General features: G+C 45.0%; 24 protein-coding genes and 1 pseudogene. 12 read left to right on the top strand and 13 right to left on the bottom strand.

Annotated features, from left to right (window positions below; all coding sequences use genetic code 11):
• Positions 1–175: 175 nt before the first annotated feature.
• The 6 genes from AACV78_RS10125 to AACV78_RS10100 form a co-directional block, all read right to left on the bottom strand.
• Positions 176–880, bottom strand: coding sequence for a rhomboid family intramembrane serine protease (locus AACV78_RS10125; RefSeq protein ID WP_194009307.1), 705 nt, complete (start codon positions 878–880; stop codon positions 176–178).
• Positions 881–1017: 137 nt separating this feature from the next.
• The gene (locus AACV78_RS10120) at positions 1018–1653 is read right to left on the bottom strand and encodes a nucleotidyltransferase (RefSeq protein WP_228052078.1); all 636 of its coding nucleotides are present in this window, start codon (positions 1651–1653) and stop codon (positions 1018–1020) included.
• 21 nt (positions 1654–1674) lie between these two features.
• Positions 1675–3693, bottom strand: a complete 2019-nt coding sequence (locus AACV78_RS10115; RefSeq protein ID WP_194009308.1) for a glycoside hydrolase family 10-like protein — start codon at positions 3691–3693, stop codon at positions 1675–1677.
• A gap of 157 nt (positions 3694–3850) precedes the next feature.
• Complete coding sequence (tftA, locus tag AACV78_RS10110; RefSeq protein ID WP_194009309.1) at positions 3851–5263, bottom strand: hormogonium tapered terminus morphoprotein TftA; 1413 nt, start codon at positions 5261–5263, stop codon at positions 3851–3853.
• A 170-nt stretch (positions 5264–5433) separates the two neighbouring features.
• Positions 5434–6531: a DJ-1/PfpI/YhbO family deglycase/protease gene (locus AACV78_RS10105; protein ID WP_194009310.1), complete on the bottom strand. Its 1098-nt coding sequence runs from the start codon at positions 6529–6531 to the stop codon at positions 5434–5436.
• 137 nt (positions 6532–6668) lie between these two features.
• Positions 6669–7427 carry an SDR family NAD(P)-dependent oxidoreductase gene (locus AACV78_RS10100; RefSeq protein WP_194009311.1) on the bottom strand — a complete coding sequence of 253 codons (759 nt, stop codon included), beginning with the start codon at positions 7425–7427 and terminating at the stop codon, positions 6669–6671.
• A gap of 141 nt (positions 7428–7568) precedes the next feature.
• Between AACV78_RS10100 and AACV78_RS10095 the strand changes: the two genes are divergently transcribed.
• Complete coding sequence (locus tag AACV78_RS10095) at positions 7569–8516, top strand: NAD(P)-dependent alcohol dehydrogenase (protein ID WP_194009312.1); 948 nt, start codon at positions 7569–7571, stop codon at positions 8514–8516.
• A gap of 932 nt (positions 8517–9448) precedes the next feature.
• Positions 9449–10192, top strand: coding sequence for a twin-arginine translocase subunit TatC (gene tatC / locus AACV78_RS10090; protein WP_228042157.1), 744 nt, complete (start codon positions 9449–9451; stop codon positions 10190–10192).
• A 168-nt stretch (positions 10193–10360) separates the two neighbouring features.
• On the opposite strand, the gene AACV78_RS10085 is transcribed toward tatC, so the two are convergent.
• Positions 10361–10669 (bottom strand): carbon dioxide-concentrating mechanism protein CcmK, encoded by a 309-nt coding sequence (locus AACV78_RS10085; protein WP_106149684.1) that lies wholly within the window; start codon positions 10667–10669, stop codon positions 10361–10363.
• Positions 10670–11032: 363 nt separating this feature from the next.
• Positions 11033–11350 carry a DUF3067 family protein gene (locus tag AACV78_RS10080; protein WP_194009313.1) on the bottom strand — a complete coding sequence of 106 codons (318 nt, stop codon included), beginning with the start codon at positions 11348–11350 and terminating at the stop codon, positions 11033–11035.
• A gap of 206 nt (positions 11351–11556) precedes the next feature.
• On the opposite strand from AACV78_RS10080, the gene petC reads away from it, so the two are divergent.
• The 8 genes and pseudogenes from petC (at position 11557) to AACV78_RS10040 (ending at position 17783) form a co-directional block, all read left to right on the top strand.
• Positions 11557–12099, top strand: coding sequence for a cytochrome b6-f complex iron-sulfur subunit (petC, locus tag AACV78_RS10075; protein WP_194009314.1), 543 nt, complete (start codon positions 11557–11559; stop codon positions 12097–12099).
• Positions 12100–12343: 244 nt separating this feature from the next.
• Positions 12344–13333 (top strand): cytochrome f, encoded by a 990-nt coding sequence (petA, locus tag AACV78_RS10070; protein WP_194009315.1) that lies wholly within the window; start codon positions 12344–12346, stop codon positions 13331–13333.
• Positions 13334–13566: 233 nt separating this feature from the next.
• Positions 13567–14418 (top strand): alpha/beta fold hydrolase, encoded by an 852-nt coding sequence (locus AACV78_RS10065; RefSeq protein WP_194009316.1) that lies wholly within the window; start codon positions 13567–13569, stop codon positions 14416–14418.
• Positions 14419–14476: 58 nt separating this feature from the next.
• Positions 14477–14950: pseudogene (gene psbQ / locus AACV78_RS10060) on the top strand (photosystem II protein PsbQ); the annotation flags it as partial.
• 141 nt (positions 14951–15091) lie between these two features.
• Entirely contained in the window at positions 15092–16144 is a 1053-nt protein-coding gene (locus AACV78_RS10055; RefSeq protein ID WP_194009318.1) for an NAD(P)/FAD-dependent oxidoreductase, read from the top strand.
• Between the two features lie 51 nt (positions 16145–16195).
• Positions 16196–16678, top strand: coding sequence for a hypothetical protein (locus AACV78_RS10050; RefSeq protein WP_194009319.1), 483 nt, complete (start codon positions 16196–16198; stop codon positions 16676–16678).
• 39 nt (positions 16679–16717) lie between these two features.
• The gene (locus AACV78_RS10045; RefSeq protein WP_255512935.1) at positions 16718–16852 is read left to right on the top strand and encodes a hypothetical protein; all 135 of its coding nucleotides are present in this window, start codon (positions 16718–16720) and stop codon (positions 16850–16852) included.
• A gap of 100 nt (positions 16853–16952) precedes the next feature.
• Positions 16953–17783, top strand: coding sequence for a C-phycocyanin alpha-cysteine-84 phycocyanobilin lyase subunit CpcE (locus AACV78_RS10040; protein WP_194009320.1), 831 nt, complete (start codon positions 16953–16955; stop codon positions 17781–17783).
• A gap of 21 nt (positions 17784–17804) precedes the next feature.
• On the opposite strand, the gene AACV78_RS10035 is transcribed toward AACV78_RS10040, so the two are convergent.
• A complete protein-coding gene (locus tag AACV78_RS10035) occupies positions 17805–18125 on the bottom strand; it encodes a type 1 glutamine amidotransferase family protein (RefSeq protein WP_228052079.1) in 321 nt (106 codons plus the stop codon).
• A gap of 281 nt (positions 18126–18406) precedes the next feature.
• On the opposite strand from AACV78_RS10035, the gene AACV78_RS10030 reads away from it, so the two are divergent.
• Positions 18407–19033, top strand: a complete 627-nt coding sequence (locus AACV78_RS10030; protein WP_194009321.1) for a C-phycocyanin alpha-cysteine-84 phycocyanobilin lyase subunit CpcF — start codon at positions 18407–18409, stop codon at positions 19031–19033.
• Here AACV78_RS10030 and AACV78_RS10025 read toward each other — a convergent pair.
• Positions 19022–19315 (bottom strand): DUF2103 domain-containing protein, encoded by a 294-nt coding sequence (locus tag AACV78_RS10025; RefSeq protein WP_194009322.1) that lies wholly within the window; start codon positions 19313–19315, stop codon positions 19022–19024. The two genes, AACV78_RS10030 and AACV78_RS10025, sit on opposite strands and share 12 nt — an antisense overlap.
• A 100-nt stretch (positions 19316–19415) precedes the next feature.
• The gene (locus AACV78_RS10020; RefSeq protein WP_194009323.1) at positions 19416–19886 is read right to left on the bottom strand and encodes a response regulator; all 471 of its coding nucleotides are present in this window, start codon (positions 19884–19886) and stop codon (positions 19416–19418) included.
• A gap of 352 nt (positions 19887–20238) precedes the next feature.
• On the opposite strand from AACV78_RS10020, the gene AACV78_RS10015 reads away from it, so the two are divergent.
• On the top strand, positions 20239–20565 hold the full coding sequence (locus tag AACV78_RS10015) for an antibiotic biosynthesis monooxygenase (RefSeq protein ID WP_194009324.1): 327 nt from the start codon (positions 20239–20241) through the stop codon (positions 20563–20565).
• A 547-nt stretch (positions 20566–21112) separates the two neighbouring features.
• Here AACV78_RS10015 and AACV78_RS10010 read toward each other — a convergent pair.
• Positions 21113–24478: a response regulator gene (locus tag AACV78_RS10010; RefSeq protein WP_194009325.1), complete on the bottom strand. Its 3366-nt coding sequence runs from the start codon at positions 24476–24478 to the stop codon at positions 21113–21115.
• A gap of 704 nt (positions 24479–25182) precedes the next feature.
• Positions 25183–26265, bottom strand: coding sequence for a class I fructose-bisphosphate aldolase (locus AACV78_RS10005; protein ID WP_194009326.1), 1083 nt, complete (start codon positions 26263–26265; stop codon positions 25183–25185).
• Positions 26266–26358: the final 93 nt, after the last annotated feature.

The raw sequence follows: 26358 nt of genomic DNA, 5'->3' as shown, positions 1-26358 counted from the left end.
ACAACTAACAACTAACAACTAACAACTAACAACTAACAACTAACAACTAACAACTAACAACTAACAACTAACAACTAACAACTAACAACTAACAACTAACAACTAACAACTAACAACTAACAACTAACAACTAAGAGGGCCCGCACGCACCATCCACCGCCCTACCAACTAACAACTAAATCCGATCTTCCTCAGAAAAAAGTCCCAATAAAGGGCCGAGAATAGCTCCGAAAACAAAGCCGCCGGCGTGGGCCCAGTAGGCAACTCCCCCGGATTCCATGCCGACACTTGCCGGGGCATTTAAGGAAGCCAAACCGCTGAGTGCTTGCTGTGCAAACCAAAATCCGAGAAAAAAGAAAGCGGGGACTCTGACGGTGGTGATAAAGATTCCTAACGGCAGCAGTGTTAGAACTTTGGCTTGGGGATATTTGAGAATGTAAGCTCCCATCACGCCTGCGATCGCGCCGCTAGCACCCAGGGACGGAATGGCTGATGCTGAGGAAAAAAACCACTGAGTTAGTGATGCTAAAACGCCACAAGTAAGGTAAAATATTATAAATTTGACGTGTCCTAAGCGCTCTTCTACGTTGTTGCCAAAAATCCACAAAAATAACATATTTCCGGCAATGTGGAGAAAGCCTGCGTGCAGGAATTGGGAGCTAATTAGCGTAGTCCATTCGGGAAATGGCGAAACTGGCAGCGCTACCCGACACATATTGCTTAGCTGGCAAGGAACTACCGCCCAAGAGTAGAAAAATTGCGTTAATTGGCGATCGCCCAAGGAGAGTTCGTACAAAAATACTAATACGTTTGCAGCAATCAGCCCGTAGGTAACGTAGGGAGTAATGCTGATGGGGTTTTCGTCGCGTAAGGGAACCACAGCCGTTTTTTCCTCAAGATCAAAAATATTGGCAATACAATAGCGTATTTATCCCTAAGCTGTCTCCTGTCTAGAGGAAGATAGTTGATTTTTTTACCTTGGTGGGTGCGGCGGTATCCCAGCACTACTACAAACGATTAACGTAATTCGCCCATTTCTAATTTTCCCAGTACAATTAAACTTTCTAAGTCTTCCACTGCATCGGGAAGGTAAGTTTTTACTGTCTTTCTTACTAATTCTAAGGCAGTTTCGTCTGCCCCTCCCAACATCCGCGTCAAGTCGCCCATATCTATACCCCGACTCGCTTGCAATTTCATTACTATTAAATAAGGCAATCGGATAATTGGCAAATTATCGGGGGCGATGTTGGGGTTTGCAATCGCTTCTGTAACCCAAGGTTGTTGTGATTCAAGAACATCCAAAATACTACCGTCTGGTAGTTGCCAACTACTGCCACCAATGCTGAGTTCTCCAACTTTTATACTGCCAGTTGCCGCTAATTCTTGATATAGATTTTCGGCATCATCAGTTAATACTAAAATATCTAGATCGTCAGTCATGCGTTCTGGCATATAAAGCCTGGTAGCAATTCCTCCTACAACAACAAATTGAGTTTGTGTGATAATAGCTTTAATGTTAGTCACGGGAGTGTTCCAAGTTCTTTTTTTGAGAAATTCTAAGCTGCTGCCGCTACCGGGACGGCATCGGCGAAGGGCGATTTCAAGGTAAATTTTTCGTCTTTGTTCGGCAAGTTGCATATATTGCATATTCATTTTTACATTTATATTTTATCCTCATATTTCTATGAAAACTCCTACACTTTCTACAGCCATGATACTCACCGCACACAAAGCATAAATTCCCGTTCCTACGGCTACTTGTACTGTGTCTGCATTGAGGATTTTGATCAGCTTCCAGCTATCTCCATTTTTTTGATAAAGCGTCCAGGAACGAATGTTTTTATCGGCGGGATTTTTCCACTGCAAAATATTGCTGTTGCCAACTTTTTGGACTACGGCTGATGCGGGAGGGGCTGGTCGCGTTCCATTTTGCCAAGGCATCACGGGAACGAGTGCGGGTTGCGTGTATGTAGTGGATTTGAAATTATCGTATATTTTTTGGCGATTGTCGCTAAATGCTTTCATGCTGAAGAAAACATTGCCTAAAGCTAAGTTTTGTTTGGAGTTGCGCGTCATCTCAATTTGATTGTTGATTTCGTCTACATTCCACTTCTGACCGTCAAGCTTTCCTAAGTTATTTCCCACATAAATATGTCTGTTTTGCGGGTTATTTTCTAGCCACCATTGCAGCAAAACTGGATAGCTTTGAGCTGTTTGGTCGATGCGCCAATAAAGTTGCGGATTGAGATAATCTACCCAACCTGATACTAACCATTTTTTGGCATCGGCGTAAAGTGTTTCGTAGGCATCTAAACCGCGACTTTGGGGCGGCTGGCCGGGGCGATATATGCCGAAGGGACTGATGCCGAATTTAACATTGGGTTTGGCTGCTCGAATTCCTTCTCCTAGTCTTTTAACTAGCTTGTTAACATTTTCCCGACGCCAATCTCCTAAATTCATTTTTCCGCCTCGGGAAACATAACTATTGTAAATCTTGCTGTCGGGAAATTCTTGGCCGGCAATCGGGTAAGGATAGAAATAATCGTCGAAGTGAACGCCGTCTATATCGTAGCGCTTTACTACGTCTAAAATGACGTTGTAAGTTTTTTCTAGCACTAAATCAATTCCCGGATCCATCCACCAGTCGTCGCCCCACTGATAAACGCATTCGGGATTGGTAACAGAGATGTGGGGGCTGACGTTGGGAGGGGTTTGGGTATAAGAAACTTTGGCGCGGTAGGGATTGAACCAAGCGTGAACTTCTATGTTGCGTTTGTGGCTTTCTGCAACGGCAAATATTAAAGGGTCATAATAAGGTTCTGGTGGTTTTCCTTGAGTTCCTGTCAGCCATGAACTCCAAGGTTCTAATTGTGAGGCGTAAAGGGCGTCGCCTGCGGCTCTAACTTGGAGAATAATTGCATTGAAATTCATTTCTTGTACCCTGTCAAGAATTTTTAACAGTTCGGCTTTTTGCTGTTCTGTTGAGAGTTTGTTGCTGAACGGCCAGTCAATATTCCACACTGATGTTATCCAAACTCCGCGAAATTCTCGCTGGTGGTTGACGTAAACTTGGGGTCGGGGAACTTTGCTGAGAACTATAATATATTGATTGTATATTGCTGGCGCTTTTTTGAGATACACTAATGCTTGATAAACCCAGGCTGAAATGTCGGCTCTGGTGGCGCTTCCGGCGGGATTTAATAAGTTTAAATTTGGATAGTTTACGACTATTTCGGATTGGGTGGCTATGACGATCGCATTTTTGGCATAGTTGGGAATTTCTGTGCTGTCTAGGTAGATGTTTGATAGGATAAGATTGCTTGTTGGTACACTATTTGAGCCAAATACTCCGCTAACTAAGGCAACTAATGCCTCGGCTCTGGTAATCCTGTTTTCGGGTTGGAACAGGTTGTCGGGGTAGCCGGAAATAAACCCTCTTTTATATGCTGTTTGAATGGCGGCGGCGGCCCAGTGAGTGGCGGGAACGTCGATAAAGGGAATGTAGGGCCGTTTGTCGGGTATGGGAAAGGCTTTGCTGACAATGGCGGCAAATTGGGCGCGGGTTAGGTTGCTGTTGGGGCGAAAAGTGCGATCGGGAAATCCGCTAATTACTGACCGTTCTACTAAGCCGTCAATAAATATTTTTGCCCAATTATTTTGAATGTCGGAAAATTGGATGTTGCTAGAAACCATAGTTATTTAATAATCGGGAATTGGGCCCAGCGAAGCGGAGGGATTGGGCATTGTTGACTGTTGACTGTTAACTGTTAACTGTTAACTGTTGACTGTTGACGGCGTTGAGTGATGACAACTGACAACTATCAACTGTCAACTGTCAACTGTCAACTGACTACAATAAACCTGCATTTTCGTAGAAAAGCCGGATGATATTGATGATTTTTTCTCCGTATAATGGGTCAGAATTCCAGCGACCGGCAAGTTCGTTGACGGTGGGGGCGACACCGCGCTTGACAAAGCGAAAACGCACGTTTTCTTTAACTAAAGGTTGGTCGATAGGTTCGATGCTACCGTAAGCTTTTAGGTGCTGAATTTGCGCTCTAATTCCTGTCCTGACATCGGGAAATGAGAGGCCGGAATTTGTGGGGCTAATGACTCCCATGTCGGCAAAGTTAAATTGTTCTGCTTTTACTGCAATGCCAAATTTGAGATAGTTTGTTTCTAAACACATTTGGCCAAAAGCTACGTCGTGGTTAACTCCTTCTGCGGCTGCTTCTTGCACGTAAATTTGAGGTAAATTCGGAAAGTTTGCTGAGGCTTGGCTGTTATTTTTGGCGAGAAATGCTGTCATTTGTTGGGCGGTAGTTAGACCCCGACCCATGATTTTTGCTACGCCTGAGAGGATATCACGGCGCGATCGCAGTAATACTGATGTTGTAGACTGATCCCATGCTACGGAAATATCCCGATCGCGCAAATCGATCGCCCGCACGAAAACTACTCCATTGTACGTTACCCGGCGATCGACTGCCTCTGGTTCGACGTTGAGAAGGTCTAGAACTTCGGAAGGGACAAAGGAATTTCCGTTCACCAAAATGCCTTTATCTTCGTGCGGCCCACCGTTAATTTGGATATTAATTAAGGGATAAACTATAGGTGTCGGCGCGGGCGTTGGTGCGGGTGTCGGCGCGGGCGTTGGTGCTGGTGTCGGTGCGGGCGTTGGTGTTGGCAAGGGTTTCAAATTCGTATTTTTTAACCAAGCTTCGAGCCCGTCAGCGAGTCCGAGGGCGACATCGCGGCGACGAGTTTGAATAATTCGCAAGTCATCGGGGCTGGTCAAAAAACCGAGTTCAATCAGTAGTGAAGGAATGTTGACGCGCCGACAAAATCCGAGGCTACCAACACCAGCTTCAGTATCTGCTTTTGCGCCGCGGCTTGGTATTTCTCGGCACCTGCGTAAATAGCCGTTTAAAATTAAATCCGCATCTGCTTTTCGCTTGGGGTTGCTGCCAATATAAAACGCAGTGGCACCGCGAACTTGGGGATTAGAAAAAGAGTCGCCGTGAATTTCTACCGCTACATCTCCCGCGAGGCTGCGGTTGTTTATCCAAGCGATAGTTTCTAGCAAACTCAGAGTATCGGGCACCGAGAAAGTTTCTATGCCTCGCTGCCGCAATTCGGCTACTAATAAGTCGCGAGTTAGGATCATTTCCTGGGCTTCGGTGGTGCCAAGTGCGATCGCCCCCATATCCCGCAAGCTGCCTTCAAACCCGCCGTGTCCTGCTGAAACAAAGATAGAACCCATTTTATAAAATTCTCCACCTTGCAGTTAATTTAGCGTCTGCTTTTTAGTCTTGGGATTTATTTTACCGCAAAGGCGTATATTTTATTATTGCATAGCAAATTTGTAGTTGCGCTCTAGGTGGGGGTTTTAACCCCTTGGCACAACTACAAATTTATTGATCCGGCGGCTAGTTACATCGTAACAGCGGGGCTAGTCGAAGGTTTTGGCGGCTTAATGTCCTGGGAAACTGCACGGGCGCGGAAGAGTTTAGCAAACGCTTGCTCGCACTTAGACAAATCAGCTTCTATCTCTGTAAAAATGTCAGTTGATACCGGATCTGTAAACTGGGCCCGCAGGTTGTGGATATCGACAACACCAGTTTGCAAATCGCCCAGAATGGTTCGCAACAAAAACGTTTCATCAGTTCCTTGGAGCGAAGTTTTTAATTTAGCGTATTTATCAGCAATTTGGGCGGGAATTGAGGGTTTTTCGCCGAAATCGTTCAGGCGCTTTTCCAGAGCGAGGATGTGGTGCTGTTTGTTTTGAACCATTTCTGCAAGGAACGATCGCAAATCGCTATCTCCGGTTTTTTCCGCATAATTTTGAAACGCTTCGCAAGCATAACGTTCCCCTGCGAGGGCGGTATTCAAACCTTTAGCAATATCGCCTTGTGTGGAGCCTCCCCAAGCATTAGCTAGTTTCCACCATTCTGCACTGCTGTCAGTTTCTTCTGGTAAACCTACTGCTTTTCCGCCGTAACCGAGGCGAGCCAGAATTGCCGTGGCAAATATTGCTAAATCGCCCGGTTGGCGGGAAGTAATCAAGTTGCCATCAACTACTAAAGGTTCGTTGATATAGTTAGCTCCGGCATTAATCATGTCGGTTTTTATTGCTAAAAAACCAGTCGCATTTTTGCCTTTTAGCAAGTCGGCTTCAATCAAAACTTGCGGCCCGTGACAAACAGCAGCAACTATTTTTCCTTGCTCGAAAGCTTCTTTGACAAACCCCACTGTATTGGGATTAGTCCGCATCGTATCGGGAGCCATACCGCCGGGAATTATCACTGCATCGAATTCTTCTGCTACTGATTCAGTGGTAGTTCCGTCAGCTTGCTGCGAAACTTTACCATTTTTACCGGCATACTTTTCGTTAGTACGGGAACCGAGAACAACTACTTCAAATCCTGCTTGTTTTAAGGCGTTGTAAGGCACTAGAAATTCGGAATCTTCTACTCCATTTTCGATAAGGATAGCAACTCGTTTGGTGTTTGTGCCGTTATCTGTTGTCATAATCAACTTTCCTCAGACTATCTTTTCATCTAACAATAAGTCATGTATGATATTGTTAGCGTCTTGCTAAAGTGATAAATTAGTGAGTGTTAAAAAATGTCAGCGTGAGCCTTGAGAGGTATTTTCCAGTAATTGTCTCAATGCACGTAAGAGGCGCCGTTAATGTCGATCGTTGTCCCGGTAGCGTGGGGGGCTAAACCAGAGGCTAAAAAGGCGATAACATTGGCGACATCTTGAGGAGGAGCGATTTTGCCGATCGGGATATCGCGCACAATCTCTGCTTCGCCAAACTCCCGAATAAACTTATCTGCCATTTCCGTACTGACAAATCCCGGTGCAACAGTAAAAGCCAAAATATTCTCAGCCGCAAATCCTCTAGCAATGCTGCGAGTTAAAGCAACAATCGCACCTTTTGAGGCGGCATAGTGGAGGTAATTCGGGTCATCGCCGCGAAAAGCAGCGCGACTTGCTATATTAATAATTGTACCGCCACTGCGAGTTTTGAAATGTAGAATTGCTTCCCGGCACAAATCAGCAACAGCAACTAAATTAACTTGTAAAGTTTGCTGCCAAGCTGACGACCAAATATCGAATTCGTCCTCAATACCCGCCGACTGCATAATCCCAGCATTGTTAACTATAATATCAATATGACCGCGCCATTTTACCGCATCTCGCCACAAACTCGCAGCCGCATTTTCTAGCATCAAATCTGCAGGTAATAAATAACAGCGATCGCCCGCCACACTTGCTGCTACCGATTCCGCCGCTTGGTGACTGCGACAGTAATGCAAAATCACCTCGGCCCCAGCATTAACCAGAGTCCGAACAGTTGCTGCACCAATGCCTTTCGATCCGCCCGTTACTAAAATTACCTTTCCAGTTAAATCAATCATTTCTGCATCTCTATCTTTTCTCTTTCTCTGCGCTCTTAGCGCCCTCTGCGGTTCAAAAAAAATGTTCGCAAACGAAATAAAATTGCTATGATAATTGTACAGGATTGAGTGTTCTATTGAAAATAGATTAAAAAATTTGCCATGAAAGCAGTTGCGTTAGATCGCTACGGTTCCGCCGAGGAATTGCAGTACCGAGAGTTGGAAAAGCCGATCGCCAAATCCAACGAATTGTTAATCAAAGTTCGCGCTAGCAGCGTCAATCCCGTAGACTGGAAAATTAGGCAAGGACACTTGCAACTATTAACAGGATTTAAATTTCCTCGAATTGTCGGTTCAGACATTTCGGGAGTAGTCGTAGAAGTCGGCAGGGAAGTCACCAAATTTCAACCAGGAGATGAAGTTTATACATTTTTAAATCCCCTGAATGGCGGTGCTTGTGCCGAATACGCTGTCCTGCCAGAATCGATAGCAGCAATTAAACCTAAAAACATCACCCATGCAGAAGCTGCCGCAGTACCGATCGCCGGTTTAACTGCTTTGCAAGCGCTGAGAGATTTGGGTGAAATCAAAGCCGGCAAAAAAGTATTAATTAACGGCGCTTCTGGCGGAGTCGGCATTTTTGCAGTGCAAGTTGCCAAAGCACTTAACGCGGAAGTAACGGGAGTTTGCAGCGCTCAAAATACAGAGTTTGTCAAGAATTTGGGAGCAGATTTTGTTCTGGATTATGCAGAAATAGACTTTACTAAACAACCCAAAAAATATGATATAATCTTGGATGCTGTCGGTAAACAAACATTTGCCAACTGCGAAAAACTGCTGCAATCGGATGGAGTTTATATCTCGACTTTACCGAGTTTTGAGAACTTCTTCCCAATGTTGACTAGCTGGTTTCTATCGACTAAAAAAGCTCAATTAATTGTTGCCAAGCCCAAGCCGGACGACTTGGGATTTTTGCGGGAATTAATCGAATCTGAGCAAACCCGGCCAATTGTCGATCGCACTTACAGCTTAGCAGAAGTAGCCGCAGCCCACACTTACAGCCAAACCGGCCGCGCTGTCGGCAAAATTGCGATCGTCATTGACAGTTAAAAAACTATGTTTGACCGACACGACTCAGACATTATATGTATTACGTGGGAATAGTTCAGCAAAAAATGCGCGGTTGGCGTTAAAGTTAAAAGGGAACTCCGGCTTAACTCAATACACTTGGGTTAAGCCGGAATTCCCTGGCCCCCATAAAAAGGGGGGACAAGAGTGCTCTCAAAGTCCCCTTCTTAAGGGAGATTTAGGGAGATATCCGGGAAATAAACAGTGTCAACCCAACCTTATTGGAACTTAAGCTGTAAACTCAATTTTTGCACTCACCTACCTCCAAGACTAATAAACGTAAAGCTTAAATAAAATCACAAATACCTATGACTGTGCCCTCAGACTTGGAGAAATCCGAACAAGATTCCGACAACAACCTCGAACAAGTTATCCCGGAAAATAGCATTGCACCAATCGCCGATGATTCTGTAGATGTTAGTAAATTAGAAGGCGAAAAAGTTATCCCGGAAAATAGCATTGCACCAATCGCCGATGATTCTGTAGATGTTAGTAAATTAGAAGGCGAAGAAATTGGCCCGGAAAATAGTATTGCACGAATCGCCGATGATTCGGTAGATGTTAGTAAATTAGAAGGCGAAGAAATTGGCCCGGAAAATAGCATTGCACCAATCGCCGATGATTCTGTAGATGTTAGTAAATTAGAAGGTGAAGAAATTGGCCCGGAAAATAGCATTGCACCAATCGCCGATGATTCGGTAGATGTTAGTAAATTAGAAGGTGAAGAAATTGGCCCGGAAAATAGCATTGCACCAATCGCCGATGATTCGGTAGATGTTAGTAAATTAGAAGGCGAAGAAGTTAGACCGGAAAATAGCATTGCACCAATCGCCGATGATTCGGTAGATGTTAGTAAATTAGAAGGCGAACAAGTTAGCCCGGAAAATAGCATTGCACCAATCGCCGACAGTTTTATGGGTTCCCGCAACCTAGAAAACGAATATCTCGACGAACTTCCCGACGAAGTTGAGATGTCTTTGTTCGATCATTTAGAAGAATTGCGGCAGCGAATTTTTTACTCGCTAATTGCAGTAGTAATCGCGGTTATTGGTTGCTTTTTAACAGTTAAACCGATCGTACAATTGCTAGAAGTACCCGCCGGGCCGGTCAAGTTTTTGCAACTAGCTCCCGGCGAGTATTTCTTTGTTTCTATCGAAGTAGCGGGATATAGCGGTTTGCTAATTGCAAGTCCGTTTATTTTTTACCAGATAGCGCTGTTTGTACTCCCCGGCTTGACTCGGAAAGAACGTCGGTTGCTAGGGCCCGTGTTTTTGGGTTCGAGTTTCTTATTTTTGGGCGGGTTAGTATTTGCTTATATCGCTCTGATTCCGGCGGCGCTCAACTTTTTTGTTAGCTACGGGGCGGATGTTGTAGAGCAGTTGTGGTCGATCGACAAATACTTTAAATTTGTGCTCTTGTTAATGTTCAGCACCGGCTTAGCTTTTCAAATCCCGATCGTTTTAGTATTGCTGGGCGTTTTGAATATTGTTTCGTCCAAGCAAATGCTATCGGGCTGGCGCTATGTAGTGTTGGGAGCGGCTATTTTGGGAGCGGTGTTAACGCCTTCTACGGATCCTTTAACGCAAAGTCTTTTGGGAGGTGCGGTGCTGGCTTTGTATTTTGGCGGTGTTGGTTTTGTGAAGCTTTTGGGGCGGTGAGGGCTGGAAAGTTTCTGGTTTTTGAGCTGGGGGCGGGTTGTATGGAAAATATTTCTCGCTCATAAATGCGATCGACTCGCCATTAAAAAAATATAGAGATGCGATCGCCCGCGCCTCTATAATTACTAAAAGTTAAAACTCCACACCAAAGTTTTGTCAAAACTTTGTCTACATTCGGAACTGTTCGACTTCAGGTGTGTAGCCGATCGGCAAAATATAATCGAGATTCTCGTGGGGACGAGCAATGATGTGATACGATAGCAACTTTCCGCCATCGACCTTTTTAACTGATTCAATTCCAGCAGCAACGGCTGCTTGCACTTCAGAAATATCTCCTCGAACTATAATTGTCCAGTAGGCGCGGGTTATCTTTTCATAGCGAACTAAAGTAACTCGGGCTGCTTTCACCATTGAGTCTGCAACTTCTACGGCGGCGGGAAATCCTAAGACTTCAACCATTCCAACTGCAACACCCATTACAACTTTCTCCTAAATTTCACAAGATATCTGAGGTTCATTGTATGTGAAAGTGTTGACAGAAAATGGTTCGGATGATTTTGGTCGGCTAGAAACCCCGATCGCGAAAAGGGCCGAGGCTGGCGAGCTCTAGAAGCGATCGCGCTGAAAGATGGTTCGGATTTAACTCGCAGCATCTGTGTTTTGCTTTAACGCCGTGGGATCCGCGAGGGAACTGTACAATATTTCAGAGCGGAGACAGCACTACCCAAAAAATGCTTTGCGACAAAAATAAAAATGAAATGCTCCCTGTAGCTGGATTTGATATGACTGACAACAGTCAACTGACAACAGTCAACTGACAACAGTCAACTGACAACGGACTCAAAACTCGTCAAGCAACCACTCCGAGGCTCTTTCGCCCAAATCGAGGGGAATGCTGACAGCTTTGCCCAAGCGCGGGCGATCGCGAGTAGTCACAATGTATTCTCTCACCTGTGCCGTGCTGCCCCAGCCGTTGAGGTAATTCGCCACCGCGTCCAAATGCTCGAAATAATCAGCCTCCGTCATCGGAAAAGACGCTTGTTCCAAATATTTCCACATCACCTGCACAAAAATCTTGCCCCGCGTCCGCCGCAATCTGATATCGTAAGACTTTCCCCATTTTTCTAGGAGTAGCTGGTGTAAATCCTTGCCCGTCATGGTTGCTCCTGAGTGAATCTCTTAAACAATAAAAGACAAAGTTCAAAAAATGTAATAATACTCTAATAAAGGCTGGAAGGCGCATTATTCAAAGGAATTTTCGCTGCCTGAAGTTGGTGCGAGCAGATGGGCTGCGACTACGCCAGTTGTCTGCACGTACAAATTCCCTAACAAACAAACGTAACTTAAAACCGTAAAGGCAGGTCATGGCTCAATCTTCTGCTGGAAATCCCGATGTCCCCGATATGGGGCGTCGCCAATTTATGAATTTGTTGACGTTCGGTACAGTCACAGGTGTGGCACTGGGCGCACTCTATCCCGTTGTCCAATATTTTGTTCCTCCGTCGAGTGGGGCTGCCGGTGGCGGTGTCACGGCTAAAGACGCCTTGGGTAACGACATCATCGTTAGCGAATATTTGGCTTCCCACCCAGCGGGCGATCGTACCTTGGCCCAAGGTCTCAAAGGCGACCCCACTTATCTGGTGGTGGAAAAAGACGCATCTCTCGCCGATTACGGCATCAATGCAGTCTGCACCCACTTGGGTTGCGTCGTGCCTTGGAATGCTAGTGAAAACAAGTTTATCTGTCCTTGCCACGGTTCTCAATACAACAGTGAGGGCAAAGTGGTGCGCGGCCCCGCGCCTTTGTCTCTGGCCCTAGCCCACGCCACTGTCGCAGATGACAAGATTGCTTTTACCACTTGGAAAGAAACAGATTTCCGCACCGGCGAAGAACCTTGGTGGTCTTAGTTGTTAGTCATTAGTCAGCAGTCAGCAGTTAGTAGTTAGTAGTTAGTGGTTAGTAGTTAGTAGTTAGTAGTTAGTAGTTAGTGCTTAGTTCCAATAGCCAATAACAAGTAACCAATAACCAATAACCGATAACCAATAACAAGTAACCAATAACGAATGACCAATGACTAATGACCGAGGACTAATGACCGAGGACTAATGACCAATCACTAAATTGTCTGAACCTTTGAGATTGAATACTCTAATGCCACAAACTAATTTATCTGCGATATTTCGCCGCAGTGTCGAGACGATCGCCAAAACTGCTTTAATTGCGATCGTCGCCGCCGGATTTTTTCTCACCAGCGACATCGCACTTCCCCAAGCAGCATTTGCTTATCCTTTCTGGGCCCAGGAAACAGCACCCGCTACTCCCCGTGAAGCCACCGGTCGCATTGTTTGCGCTAACTGTCACCTAGGTGCAAAACCGACAGAAGTTGAAGTACCGCAATCTGTTTTGCCTGACACAGTTTTTGAAGCTATTGTCAAAGTTCCCTACGATACTAACGTGCAGCAAGTTGTCGGCGACGGCAGCAAAGGCGGCTTGAACGTAGGCGCAGTTGTGATGTTGCCCGAAGGTTTCAAGATTGCTCCCGCGGACAGAATTCCCGAAGAAATGAAGGAAAAAGTCGGCGATCTTTACTTCCAACCTTACAGCGAAACCCAAGAAAATATTATTTTAGTGGGCCCGCTGCCTGGTGAACAATACAAAGAATTGGTATTCCCAGTTTTGTCGCCAAATCCCGCAACTGACAAGTCCGTTCACTACGGCAAATACCTAATTTATGTCGGCGGCAACCGGGGTCGCGGTCAGGTTTATCCTACTGGCGCTAAGAGCAACAATGCTGTTTATAATGCTTCGGTAGCTGGCAGCATTTCTAAAATCACCACACCTGAAGATGGTGGTTATGAAGTGACAATCCAACCAGCGGGCGGTGCAGCGGTTGTTGAGACAATTCCTGCTGGCCCAGAACTGATTGTTACCGAAGGACAAACAGTGGCAGCCGGCGAACTTTTGACGAACAATCCTAATGTGGGCGGCTTCGGTCAAAAAGATGTGGAAATTGTGCTGCAAAGTGCAGGTCGAGTTAAAGGATTGATGGCTTTTGTGGCTATAACCATGCTGGCTCAAATCATGCTGGTTCTCAAGAAGAAACAGGTCGAAAAAGTTCAAGCTGCTGAAATGAATTTCTAAGCGGGACTTTAATTATTTGGGTAAGGTACTCTAGAGCGCGTCTAAATCATTTGTACAAATATGTAGGGGTACTGTCCCCGTGCCTACCTCCAACGCCAGGAGGGCAACCACGGGGCAAAGACTCCCTACAAGAATTACACAATTGATTTAGATGTGCTTTGTACAAACCCAACTATTAGGTAAGTAGGGCGGGGAATACCCGCCTTATTCTTTGATAAATAATCAGTAAAATAATGTCAATAGATGAGAAAACAGTTGAAGTAGGCCCGCTAAAATGGTTTTATCGGGAAACAAATCCGGTTAACGAAAGTGATAAGCCGCCGGTGCTGCTGCTGCACGGTTTGCCGTCCCAAAGCTTTACCTGGACTGCAATTATGCCGGATTTAGCTGCTGGGGGATTTCGAGCGCTAGCGCCGGATTGGGTGGGCTACGGGCGATCGACCAAACCGGACAAACGCGACTTTGCCTACACTCCAGATGCTTTTGTAACCGCCCTCGCTGGCTTTATTCAAACTCTAGAAATAGACCGATTTTCCCTCGTAGTCCAAGGATTTTTAGCTTCGGCGGGCATTCAATACGCTTTGCAAAATCCCGATAAAATAGAACGTTTAGCGATCGTAAATACACCAGTTTCCGCCGGTATCAAATTGCCTTGGAAAATGCAGCAGTTGGGACTGCCTTTTATTGGCGACATGATGACGCAAGACCCGCTTTTGGTAGACAGAACCCTCGAAGGCGGTTGTCGCAAAATCATATCAGACAGCGATTTAGATGTTTACCGCCGCCCGTTTTTGAAGAGTTCGGATGCGGGGCGATCGCTAATGAATACAGTCCGCAACATTCAATTACCGCAGTCAATGGCAGAAATTGAATCCGGCTTGCAAGGATGGACGCGCCCAACTTTATTTGTGTGGGGTTTGACCGATCCTTGGCTGAGTGTTGAACCCGCTCAAAAATTAGTCAGTTCCATGAAAAATGCCGAGTTAGTCACACTAGAACAAGCGGGGCATTATCCCCAAGAACATTGGTCGGAAAAAGTTGGCGAAGCTCTGATAACTTTTCTGCGACGTCAGGAGGTAAAATAATATTTTGTACCTAACTCTCGGTGCCTAGGGTCGGTGTCCCCGTGTCCGCCGGCAACGAGAAATCACAAATCAAAAATCAAAAATCGATATGACTCGTCCCCGTTCATTTTTTGCCTTGATGATGGCGTTTATGATGGCATTTCTGGTTAGTTGCAGCAGTGTCGAAGCCAAAGTTCCGACGACTTACACAGCAGCCCAGATCCAGCAAATTCAGCGCTATGCTCCTACCCTGACAGAATTCCGATCGCGCATGGATAAACTAGGAAACCTAATTCAAAACAGAAATTGGATTGATACCGTAACTTACATTCACGGGCCTCTAGGCGACTTGCGTAACACCATGAGAGCCGTGTCAGGCACTTTGTTACCCAAATCTCAACAACAAGCTGTTGATTTGACAAAGAGTTTGTTTGCTGATTTGGTAAACATTGACAGCGCTGCTAAAGCGAATGACTATGCGAAAGTTATGGCTAGTTATCAAACAGCGGTGAATCATTTCGAGAATTTCTTGCAGCTAATTCCTCAAGACTAATTACTTTAGTTTTTAGGTGCGCGCTGCACACCGAGATGGTGCGTGCAGTTATGGTAGGGTGTGCGGTGCGCGCCCTACGAAAAAATTATATAAAGTCTCAAATCTAAAGTCTCAAATCTAAAATCTAAAATCTAAAATTGAATGGTTCGCGTTGCAATTATTGGTTGCGGTATTATCGGGGCATCGATCGCCTTTGAACTAAGTAAATTCCCCGAAGTCAAAGTTACCGTGTTCGACAAACAACCGCCGGCACTGGGTTCTACAGGTGCGGCCCTCGGCGTTTTGATGGGAGTTATCAGTCACAAAACTAAGGGCAGAAATTGGCAGTTGAGGGAAAGCAGCCTTCAGCGCTACGAAACTTTAATTCCTGAATTAGAAGCAGTTACGGGGCGAAAAATTCCGTTTAACAAACAGGGAATTTTGATGCTTGGTGGGGAGGGAGAGGATTTAAGTAAATGGGAAAAACTAGCAGCAATTCGCGAATCTCAAGGTTGGAAATTGGAACTTTGGGATGTGCAACAAGTGCGCGATCGCAATCCTCACTTATCTGTCAACAATAACATAATTGCTGGGATTTATTCGCCGCAAGACCGGCAAGTCGATCCGACGGCGCTAACTTTGGCTTTGGTGGATGCTGCTGAACGCAATGGCGTAATTTTTGAGTTTGGAGTGGAAGTTGAAGGGGCCGCGATTGCTGCTAGTGGCGAGTTCGATCGACTAATTATATCCGCTGGCTTAGGTTCTGCGACAGTCACTGCATCCTTAAATCAATTAATTGACATTCGCCCGGTGTTGGGACAAGCGCTGCATTTGCGGTTAAAAAATCCGTTAGGAAACCCAGACTTTCGGCCCGTAATTACTTGCGACGACGTTCACATTGTACCTTTGGCAAATCAAGAATTTTGGATAGGCGCGACGGTGGAATTTCCCGAAAACGGCGGGGAAATTCAGGCGAATGCTGATATGTTGGAAGAAGTGATGGCGAGGGCGATATCACTTTTTCCCGCCTTAGCCGAAGCTGAAATCCTCAGAAAATGGTCGGGATTGCGCCCGCGCCCGGAAAAACGACCGGCCCCAATTATCGAGACGCTTCCGGGTAACAGCCACGTTCTGATCGCCAGCGGCCACTACCGCAACGGTGTTCTGCTGGCCCCTGCAACCGCGCGATCGATCCGAGAAGCAATTTTGCAATAATTAACAAATGTTAATACAATCAATAAAGCCATTCATATTTTACCTCAAAAAATGTCCGACAAACCTTTAGGAAAACCCCGCTCCTTGTGGCGAGTAATTTTGCTTTCTGCAGTCAGTTTGCTGCTATATTACGGCTGGTATAAATGGATTATCCAAGAAGAATTGCGGCGCCATAACGGCACTGGTTGGTCGGGGAATCTTTGCTTGCTGCCCTTTGTTTTAGGAGTAGCGGTTCCCCAAGCTTTGCGAATTTTTGACCCCGACGTTCCCGGATGGTTTGGTTGGTTTTCCTTCGTGGGAATTGCTTGGATTTACATCGTCCAATTCAAACTTTACAACACAGTTAACGAACTTTACCGCCAAGAAGGAATCAAAGAACCCTTAACAGTTTGGTGGATTTTTGTCCCTGGTTTAAATTTAATTGTTGGCTTGCGGCAAATTCACTTTTTGAGCCAGTTTTGGGCGAGAAAACAGGGAATTGAAGTTAAGGATAACTTAGCAGAAAGCATTCCTTTTCTATCAGCTAATGCTTGAGCTAGCAATCCTTGCAGGATGTGTGTATGTGCAGGGGTAGTGCCAAGATTGCACCCCCAGCATCAAGAGGACGATTTCCAAGGGGATAGCTACCCTTGGAGAACGCGATCGCGATCGCCGCGCATGGGGGTTTCCCTTACAAGAATTACACAACTGATGAACGAACTGCTATAGTTCTTTTGCCCTGATTGTGGAATGTTGGGTTTTACCTTTTTTTTGAATTCGCCAACAGTCTTTTGAAATCATCTCCGAGTTTTCTTAATAACTAACCATTATGAATTATGACGAATCCGACTCACCGGCCGGTGTAGCTGACGGCGAGTCTTTAACAGTAGAACAGGCGATCGCAAATTTGCACTCCCAAGACTACAGTCTCCGGTATTACGCTGCTTGGTGGGTTGGCAGATTTCGAGTCAAGGAACCGGCGGCGATTTCAGCTTTGATTGAGGCTTTGCAAGAAGAATCAGAACAAACAAAAATTGGCGACTACTCCCTATTGCGAAATGCGGCGCGGGCGCTGGGTAAATTGGGCGACAAACAAGCCTTACCGGCGCTGATTCGGTGTTTGGAATGCGCGGATTATTACGTGCGGGAAGCGGCGGCTCAAGCTTTAGAAATGCTGGGCGATATCGATTCCATTCCGTCGCTGATGAAACTCTTAGATGGGGGCGTGGCCAGGGCCGTGCGCGTGACTGGTAAATCGCACTTGGTGCAGCCTTACGACTCGGTAATTGAAGCTTTGGGCACGCTGCGAGCGACAGAAGCTATACCGCTAATTGCACCTTTTTTAGAGCATTCTGTGGAGCGGGTGCAGTACGCTGCGGCGCGGGCGATGTATCAGTTGACTGGCGATCGCATTTACGGAGATCGGTTGGTAAGGGCTTTGAATGGGGATAATTTGCAGTTGCGGCGATCGGCTTTGATGGACTTGGGGGCGATCGGCTATTTGCCCTCAGCGCCAGCTATTGCTGAAACTTTAGCAGAAAATAGCATGAAATTGATTGCCCTCAAAGGAGTTTTGGAGCATCACCTAAATCAACAAACCTCTCTATCTTTGTCCGATGAAGCTATCCAAGTTATGAACTTAATGGATAGTCTTTTGTAAATAACGCCGGTAACTATTAACTTAATTGTTAATACCCAATCCGAGCGCTGTTTTCTCAGTAACTTCTAGAGATGCCTCGATTAGCTGCTTGCCAAATTGTTTGACTTGCTCAACTAAAATATCTCCAGCACTTTCGGGGGAACCAGCATTAAAAGGCGGTGCGGGATTGTATTCTAAAAGTAACTGAATCATTTTGGCAGTTTCCTCGCCGCAGAGCTTGCCGGCAAGCACCCCAAAATCGATGCCAGCAGTTACGCCGCCTCCTGTAATCCGATCGCGCTCGACAACAACTCTTTCGGTTCCAACTTCAACAGCATTGCTAGCTGGTCGCGAAATGCCCAATGGCAAGCAGCGCGGTATCCTTGAAGCAGTCCAGCAGCAGCGTTGGCTCTCGCACCGAGATGATAGCGCGACTTTAAGAGGTTTTGAGTGTATCTGCAATATTCCAGGACTTACACATCAAGACCAAAGAAACCGGGTTTTTTACATAATCTGAGGATTACAGCGAAGAATTTTCGCAAAAAACCCGGTTTCTGGCCATCCGTGGATCAGCCCTATATTCTTAAAATCAAAAATCTCCACTCTAAAATTTTGTGTAAACCTGTTGTAAATTATACAAATCAATGGCATTAGAACTAATTCGCGCAGTCGAACAAGCAGATTCTTCCGAAGGCTTGTTAAACGCAGTCAAAGCACTGGCGGCGACTCCTTCCAAAGAAGCAATTCCTACCTTAATTACAGTCCTCGGCTACAACAACCCCGGTGCCGCTGTTGCCGCCGTTGACGGGCTGATTCAACTCGGAGAACCCGCCGTACTCCCGCTTCTAGAACAGCTTGACGGCTACAATTACGGAGCGAGGGCTTGGGCTGTTCGAGCAATGGCTGGAATTGGCGACCCCAGAGGTTTAGAGATTTTGCTCGATGCTGCGGCGAATGACTTTGCTTTGAGCGTGCGGCGGGCGGCGGCTAGGGGTTTGGGTACGATTTGCTGGGAACTTATGCCCGCAGAACAAGTTTTAGATGCTCAAATTCGCGCCGTGAAAACCCTGCTGCAAGCGTCCCGAGACCCGGAATGGGTGGTTCGCTACGCAGCAGCGGGGGCTTTGCAAGCTTTGGCGGTTGCTGCAACTGTTCAACCGGATTGGTTAACGGAAGTTTTGGCCCAACTTGAGGAAATTGCCCAAAGCGATGAAACTTTAGCAGTTAGAGCTCGCGCAGTGCTTGCTAAGGAAAAATTGTCACCGGGCTAGGGTTTGGGCGATCGTCTCTTCCAAGTCCCCTTGACTGAGAGTGGTTAATATAAAGACTTCTTGTACGGTTTTGCCCTGTCTGGCAATGATTTTAAATCCCCCCCGGATGGGTACTGACACTCTTAATGTCATGCGGGGGATGTGTCCTTTAACTTTGTTGATGACACCTGGAGTGACAGTTTGAATGCCTATTTTTAGGGTGAGGCGCTCTAAAATTGGTATCAAACCGGGAAGGTGGGTAGAGTGATTCCAAACTAGGCGGCCTTTAGATTGTGGGTTCATGACTTTTGTACCAAATTCAACATACCCAGTCTAAGTCACCTCTGGCTGGAACCAATTTGAAATTCCCTCAACTTATGTATCAAGAACGTTACAGTGCCTGTCATTGAGAGCAAAGCGACGCCATCTCCAGCCGATATTTTTGATTCCGGGCGCCCAAGCTGAGATTTTCTTGACCGGAATTGTCCTGTACTTTTTGATGTTTTGGGTTGGTAATTTTCGGTTGTTCTAGTTGAGTTGCGATCGCCCGGAACATTTCTGTGGCGCTGCAAGGTTTCTTGAGATAGCCGTCGGCTTTGAGTTCGATCGCTTTTTCTATTTCTGAACCCGTCATAAAAATAAACGGAATACTGGCGGTTGCAGGGTACGATCGCAAAATCGCGAAAACTTCCAAACCGTTGAGTTCCGGCATCATCACATCAGACAAGATTAAATCGGGAATTTGGGCGATCGCTAACTGGATACCGACTTGTCCGTTTTCTGCGCCTACAGCTTCAAAACCGTGCAATTGCAAGAGTTCTATAACGGTTGCTCGGATAAAGTTATTGTCTTCAATTACTAATATTTTTGGCATTTATTTTAGTTGCCTCTCTACTTTATTTGTCTTGATACCTTATAATCTTTGCAGGTAAATTTTGTAAATTCAATAGGGTTATTGCAAAAAACCGCTTTTTTCGGGTAAAGCGCGATCGCAGCTAGGTGCAGTATCTCATCAATTCGCCGCTGGGCTGAGCGCGACAATCCAAAACTTACTCAGCTTTTGCGGTATTTAGATTTAATTTTTCTGGCACCGCTCAAAGCAACGCCCCACTCCTTGTTTCCAGAAACATATTTGTTAAAATTAGACGCGCACCAGCTTATTCACAAATTTCGGGCGATCGGGTAAAATATAACCTGGTGTATAGCGATTTATTCAGGAACAGGATATGTCAGAATTTTTAGACTTTCTCCGACATCAGTTTGCCTACGTTGCCCTTGGCGAATTTAAACCAGGAAAATTCAAAGAAGCCGAAGAACTTTTTGAAAAAGCCGTTGCAACTTATGCCACAGGTTTTAAGGGAGCGTACCTGCTGCAATTGCCCAATACAGACAAAGGTATTGCCATCATTTTTTGGGAAAGTGTAGAAGAGATGGCCGCCAATCAAAGCGAAGCATATCAGGAAATATTGAAGCAGATGACTCCTTTGTTCGCCAAAATTCCCGACACAGATATTTACGAAATAGTTAGTGAAATTAAGCCAAAAAGTGCATGATTAAAAATTAGGCAACCGGCGCGTCATTCCCATTTTCATCGGCATTTTTCGCCCTACTCCGCTGTCAAGTCCAAAATCTGCTAAACTATTAATTTGCTTGATAGTAACCGGATCAATATAGCGGTTATCAAGCATTGTGAGGTATGCCCTATGCCCTAGGCCCTAGGCCGCATAGTACCTCCTATGAAAGCTTGAAAGGCTATATATAGAAATTAGAGTCGATATTATGTAGGAAAACGGGCCGACTGCATCCGGCGGGGAGCTAGGCAAATAAAAAATTATTTGTCTAATACCATTTTTGTACATAAAGATGTGCTATTGATGAAGTCTTAGCCCTCCCGAACTCGCGGGGGCTAATATCTAGCGCTACTTTATGAAATTTGTCTAACATTAATCATTGTAAGTAGTAAGACACAATTAATTACACAAAACTCTGGGCTACAAGCCTTGTCTAGTAAAGAATCAGCAAAAAATCAGTGTGTAATTAATTCTGTCCAATTACTTAGCAAGATTTATTCACATTTGCATTACATTTTTGGAACTGCAATTACTTAAAATCTAAATCGGCCACACCTTCCCATCCTTCCGGCACTTCATATTGTTGATATTGCTGACAGCGTTTTACGTAAAGTAGAGCAGCCCTATCCTCACAATTGATAACTAATATCTCTTCAAATCTTGATTGAGCTAGGGCAAAATCTTGACAACTGTAAGCCCTGATTCCTTCCTCAAAAATTGCCTGAGTCTGAGTCTTTAACTGGTTAGACAATCCGAGTTCTTCATCATAAACTTCATAAACAGCAACCGATTCAGTTTTCCCTTTTACCCTCACTCTATCGAGAAAACGGAACTTAAAATTTTGTAAACCTTCCAGCCGAGATAGAGTATGTTCGCTAATCAAAATTCCCACTCCGTACAGCTTCGTTAAGCCTTCCAAACGAGAGGCCAAATTAACAGCATCAGCAATCACAGTCGTATCCATGCGTTCGGATTCGCCAACGGTTCCCAGCATTAAATTGCCCGTATGCAAGCCAATACCTATAAAAATCGGAACCTCACCTCCAAGTTGCCGCTGTTCGTTGTACAGTGCTACTTGTTTCTGCATCGCAATTGCAGCTTGCACAGCATCATTAGCTGACTCAGGAAACAGCGCCATAATCGCATCGCCAATATATTTATCAATAAAGCCTCGGTACTGCCGAATAACTGGGCTGACTTGAGTGAGATAAGAATTAATAAATTGAAAATTTTCTTGAGGTGTCATCGCTTCTGACAGAGTTGTAAATGAGCGAATGTCAGAAAACATTACCGTCATTTCTTGCTGTACTTGGTCGCCAATTTGAACATCAATAATACTTTCCTTTCCTAAAAATTTGAGAAAATTGCGCGGCACAAAACGCCCATAAGCTGAAGTTATTTTTGCCAGAGAAATATGCGTTCTGATGCGCGAAAGCATTTCTTGTTTTTGAATCGGCTTCGATAAATAATCATTAGCTCCCGATTCAAATCCCTCCACAATATCTGCCACTTGATTTTTCGCAGTCAGCATCACAATCGGAAGTTCATAAGCTGGAAACTGCTCGCGGATTTTTTGACAAACTTCATAACCGTTCATGTGCGGCATCATCAAGTCTAGCAAAATCAAGTCAGGGATCAAACCGCCTTCCATTACGGCCAATGCCTCTTGTCCGTTACTAGCTTCTGTAATGGCGTAATTGTACAGGGAAAGATTATTGATGAGTACCTGACGGTTAATGGGTTCGTCATCAACAATCAAAACTTTGAACTGTTTTTCATGATTTATTGTCAGCGGTAAATCTTCGGCAACTATTGGGATGGCTAACTCGTAAATCTGAGTTTTTTGAAGCTCTGCTGAGGGCTTTGGTTCAGTTTTGACAGTGGAAATAGGCAAAGTAAATGTAAATTGCGAACCTTCCCCTAGTTGAGACTCAACCAGAATTTTACCGCCATGCAATTCAACCAATTTTTTGGTGACAGCTAAACCCAATCCTGTACCGCCATATTCTCTGGTGCTAGCTCCTTCTGCTTGTTCAAAAGATTCAAAAATTCTCTCAAATTGATTTTCTGCAATGCCAATTCCGGTATCAGAAATTGTCACAGCCAACAGAGAGTTTGTAGTTGGTGCTTTTGGGAAATTTACTGCCGGTAGCTGAGGCTCGACAACCACTTTTGCTGACACTGTTACCGTTCCTGACAAAGTGAATTTAATCGCATTACCCACAAGGTTGTGCAAAATCTGTTGCAGGCGCTCTTCATCGGCTAAGGCGGAGGGAAATTCCGCAGGAATCGAGTTGATTAATTGCAATTTTTTAGGCGCAGCTAGGGGTTTACTCATGGTCAAAATTACATTGGTAACTGCTCGTAAGTCTACGGGTTTGAGTTGCAGTTCCAAATTTTTGTGCCTCAATTTAGAAAAGTCAAGAATATCGTTGACTAAATTAGACAAACGCCTACCGCTGGAGACAATTAAAGTGAGGTTAGCTTGAGTTCTTTGGGGAAGTTTTCCGGTTGCTCCGTCAATCAGGGATTCAGCGATGCCAATGATGCCGTTGAGGGGTGTGCGGAGTTCGTGAGATGTGTTGGCAAGGAATTCATTTTTGAGTTGATCGAGGTCTTTTAAGTCTTCATTTTGCTTTGCTAGGGCGGCAAAAGATTCTTGCAGTTGTCTTGCCATGCTGTTGAATGAATTTGCTAGTTGTCCGATTTCAACTATCCTGCTGAGCGGGACGTGCTGCTCTAAGTTTCCCGTGGCAATTTCTGCGGATGCTTGAGAAAGTTTAAGCAGTGGTTTCGCAATCCAGGCAGCGGTGAAAATACCGATAATAATTGCCACAATTAAAGTTACAATACATAGCAGGATCGTAGTTTGGTTATTGGCATCAATTTCTGCTGTAAAGTCTGATTCGGGGACAACTACGATAACTAACCAATCTAAAATACCTAATTCATCTCGAAAAGGGGCAGCTTGCAGAAAATGTTTCTCGCCGTCGAGAATAAATTCCATCTGCTGAGGGGTATTTATTTTATTTAAATTTCCAAATTGCTCGAATAAATATTGAGTAGTTTTTCGCGTTAAATGGTCGCTAATTTTTTCGGCGTGAAGACGCTCGGTTTTACCGCTGGCAGCAACTGTAAAAGGTTTGTTGATTGTGGAGCTAGCAACTAAAAGTCCGCTGCGTTCGACGATGAAAATTTTCCCTGATTTGCCAACAGGGAAACTGTGCAGGAAGTCGCTAATTTGTCCGAGGGAAATATCGGTCAGAAAAACGCCCTGAAGTGTTCCTGTACTGTTGTAGAAGGGGTAGACTGCTGAAAGGTCTAGCCTGTCACCTAAAGCGGAAGTATCTATGGCGCTCCAAGTTGGGCCGCCGACCCGGACAGCAGCTTTATACCAATCGCGAGTTCGAGCATCATAATTGGGTTTTTCTCGAATTAATTTGATGCGATTGCCTTGATTGTCAACTGCATATCTGCGGATGGCGTTACCAGTTGTTTCGTTCGCTATTACTGTGTAGCCTTCTGGTTTATTAGCGCCTACAAATTCTCCTTTTGAATTGGCAAAGGCGATGGTTCCAATATTAGGATTTAGCGATTGGCTTTGCTGCCAAAAATAGCCTTCCATTTGCTTAAAATTGGTGGGATCTAGTAACTTTTGGCGAATTGTATTGATGTGAATTTGCTCAATTAAATGAGGCAGAGCTAAGTAGCTTGTCAGGTGAAGTTGGACGCGGGCTACCACTTCACGCCGCAACTGGCTGGCAACATTGTTGACCGCTTTTTGTCCGTTGCGGAAGGATAGATAGCCCACTAGCCCAACCGCCACAAAAATTTGTATTACGAAGGGAACGACGAGGGTGGCACGGAGGCCGAATTTGCCGGGATTATTACTCATAAGGGGGCGCGATCGACAAATGTGAGGCTAAAGGGGGTATAATCCATTATTATAAAGATTCATTTTTGAAGAGATACAGTTAAGGTTATAGGATTTTGGTGTGAAGAATTGAGAATTAATGATTAAGCTTGTGGTTGAGACTTGACCTAGAGTTGCATTGTTTTTTAGATATGCTATTATTTTGGTAGCGAGTTAGAAGGTAGAGGGAATCATAAATAAAAATTTATGCCTTCTATTTTATACTTACAAAATCTCTAAGATCTGAGCAATTTAATAAAAATTGACAATTTACAACTTAGTAATTGCAAAGTTTAGATTTTTTTGGGCAAATTTAGTATAAGTTATTTTAACAAAATCGGTGCATTGTAGGGGCTTGATGAAGATATGATTTGGTTTTAAACAAGGCTGTGGGGTATTTTAATACTATCTTGACAAATTGTTGCTACGGTTATTAATCGTATATAAATTATCTGTTATATCGTGTTCGGTTGCATCGTCAGGTGATTTAACCGGCGCTAGAACACAGAGTACACAGAGTCCGAGAATATATATCTGAATCATTCCGATGCTACCTGATTTGATATCATATCGTGTTCGATCTACGATCGCAACAAAAAGGGTTCGTAGTGCGGACTCAAGTCCGCACTAGGAAGCGGATAGCATTGGGTGCGCTGCACACCCTAATTTTAGTTTGCTGTGAATGTTTAGGCGATCGCAATTTCAGACGACAAATAAACGTCTTGAATCGCGTGGAACAATTTTACACCTTCTTCAAAGGGACGCTGAAAAGTTTTGCGGCCGGAAATTAAGCCGCAGCCGCCAGCGCGTTTGTTGATTACTGCGGTGCGAATGGCTTCGGCAAAATCGTTTTTTCCCGAAGCACCGCCGGAGTTGATTAAACCCATTCTTCCCGCATAACAGTTGAGCACTTGATAGCGTGTTAGATCGATCGGGTGATCCGTTGTCAAATCGGAATAAACGCGCTTGTCGGTTTTGCCGTAACTGTGGCCGCTGGCTTTAGCAACTGCTGCGTAGCCGTTGTTGCATTCGGGCAATTTTTGCTTGATGATGTCAGCTTGAATTGTCACTCCTAGGTGATTTGCTTGAGCTGTTAAATCCGCTGCTAAGTGATAATCTTTGTCTTGTTTGAAGATATCGTTGCGGAGGTAGCACCACAAAATTGTTGCCATTCCGTACTCGTGAGCTTGGGCAAAAGCTTGACTGACTTCTTGGATTTGTCGCGTCGATTCTGGGGAACCAAAATAAATTGTTGCTCCGACTGCAACTGCTCCTAAATTCCAAGCTTGTTCGACGGAAGCAAACATTATTTGGTCGGCTTGATTGGGATAAGTCAGCAGTTCGTTGTGATTTAGTTTGAGAATGAAAGGAATTTTGTGGGCGTATTTGCGAGATACGCTGCCCAACACTCCTAGGGTGGTGGCGACAGCGTTGCAGCCTGCCGAAATTGCTAGTCTGATGATGTTTTCGCTGTCAAAATAAATGGGATTTGGTGCAAAAGAAGCGGCTGCTGAGTGTTCGATTCCTTGGTCTACTGGTAGGATGGATAAATAGCCGGTATTCGCCAAGCGTCCGCTAGAATAAAGTTGCTGGAGCGATCGCAAGACTTGAGGAGATCGATCGGTTTGAGCGAAAATGCGATCGACCCAATCCGGGCCTGGCAGGTGCAACAAATCTTTAGAAACTTTTGCTTGATGGGTGAGCAAGTCTTCGGCTTCGTCGCCCAGCAAAGATGCGATCGCACTGGGAACTGATACTGTAGCTGTCATGCTGATTGCCCTCTCAATTTCAATTTCAGGCTGATGATTGCAGACATTAGCCTTGTTGATATTGTAGCGAAAAAATCCTATTTTTCATCCCGC

It is taken from the genome of Tychonema sp. LEGE 07196 (assembly GCF_963890365.1).
In the GTDB taxonomy this organism is placed as follows: domain Bacteria; phylum Cyanobacteriota; class Cyanobacteriia; order Cyanobacteriales; family Microcoleaceae; genus Microcoleus.
Note: the sequence above shows the minus strand (reverse complement) of the source record. Positions and strands in the feature narration are given on the sequence as shown.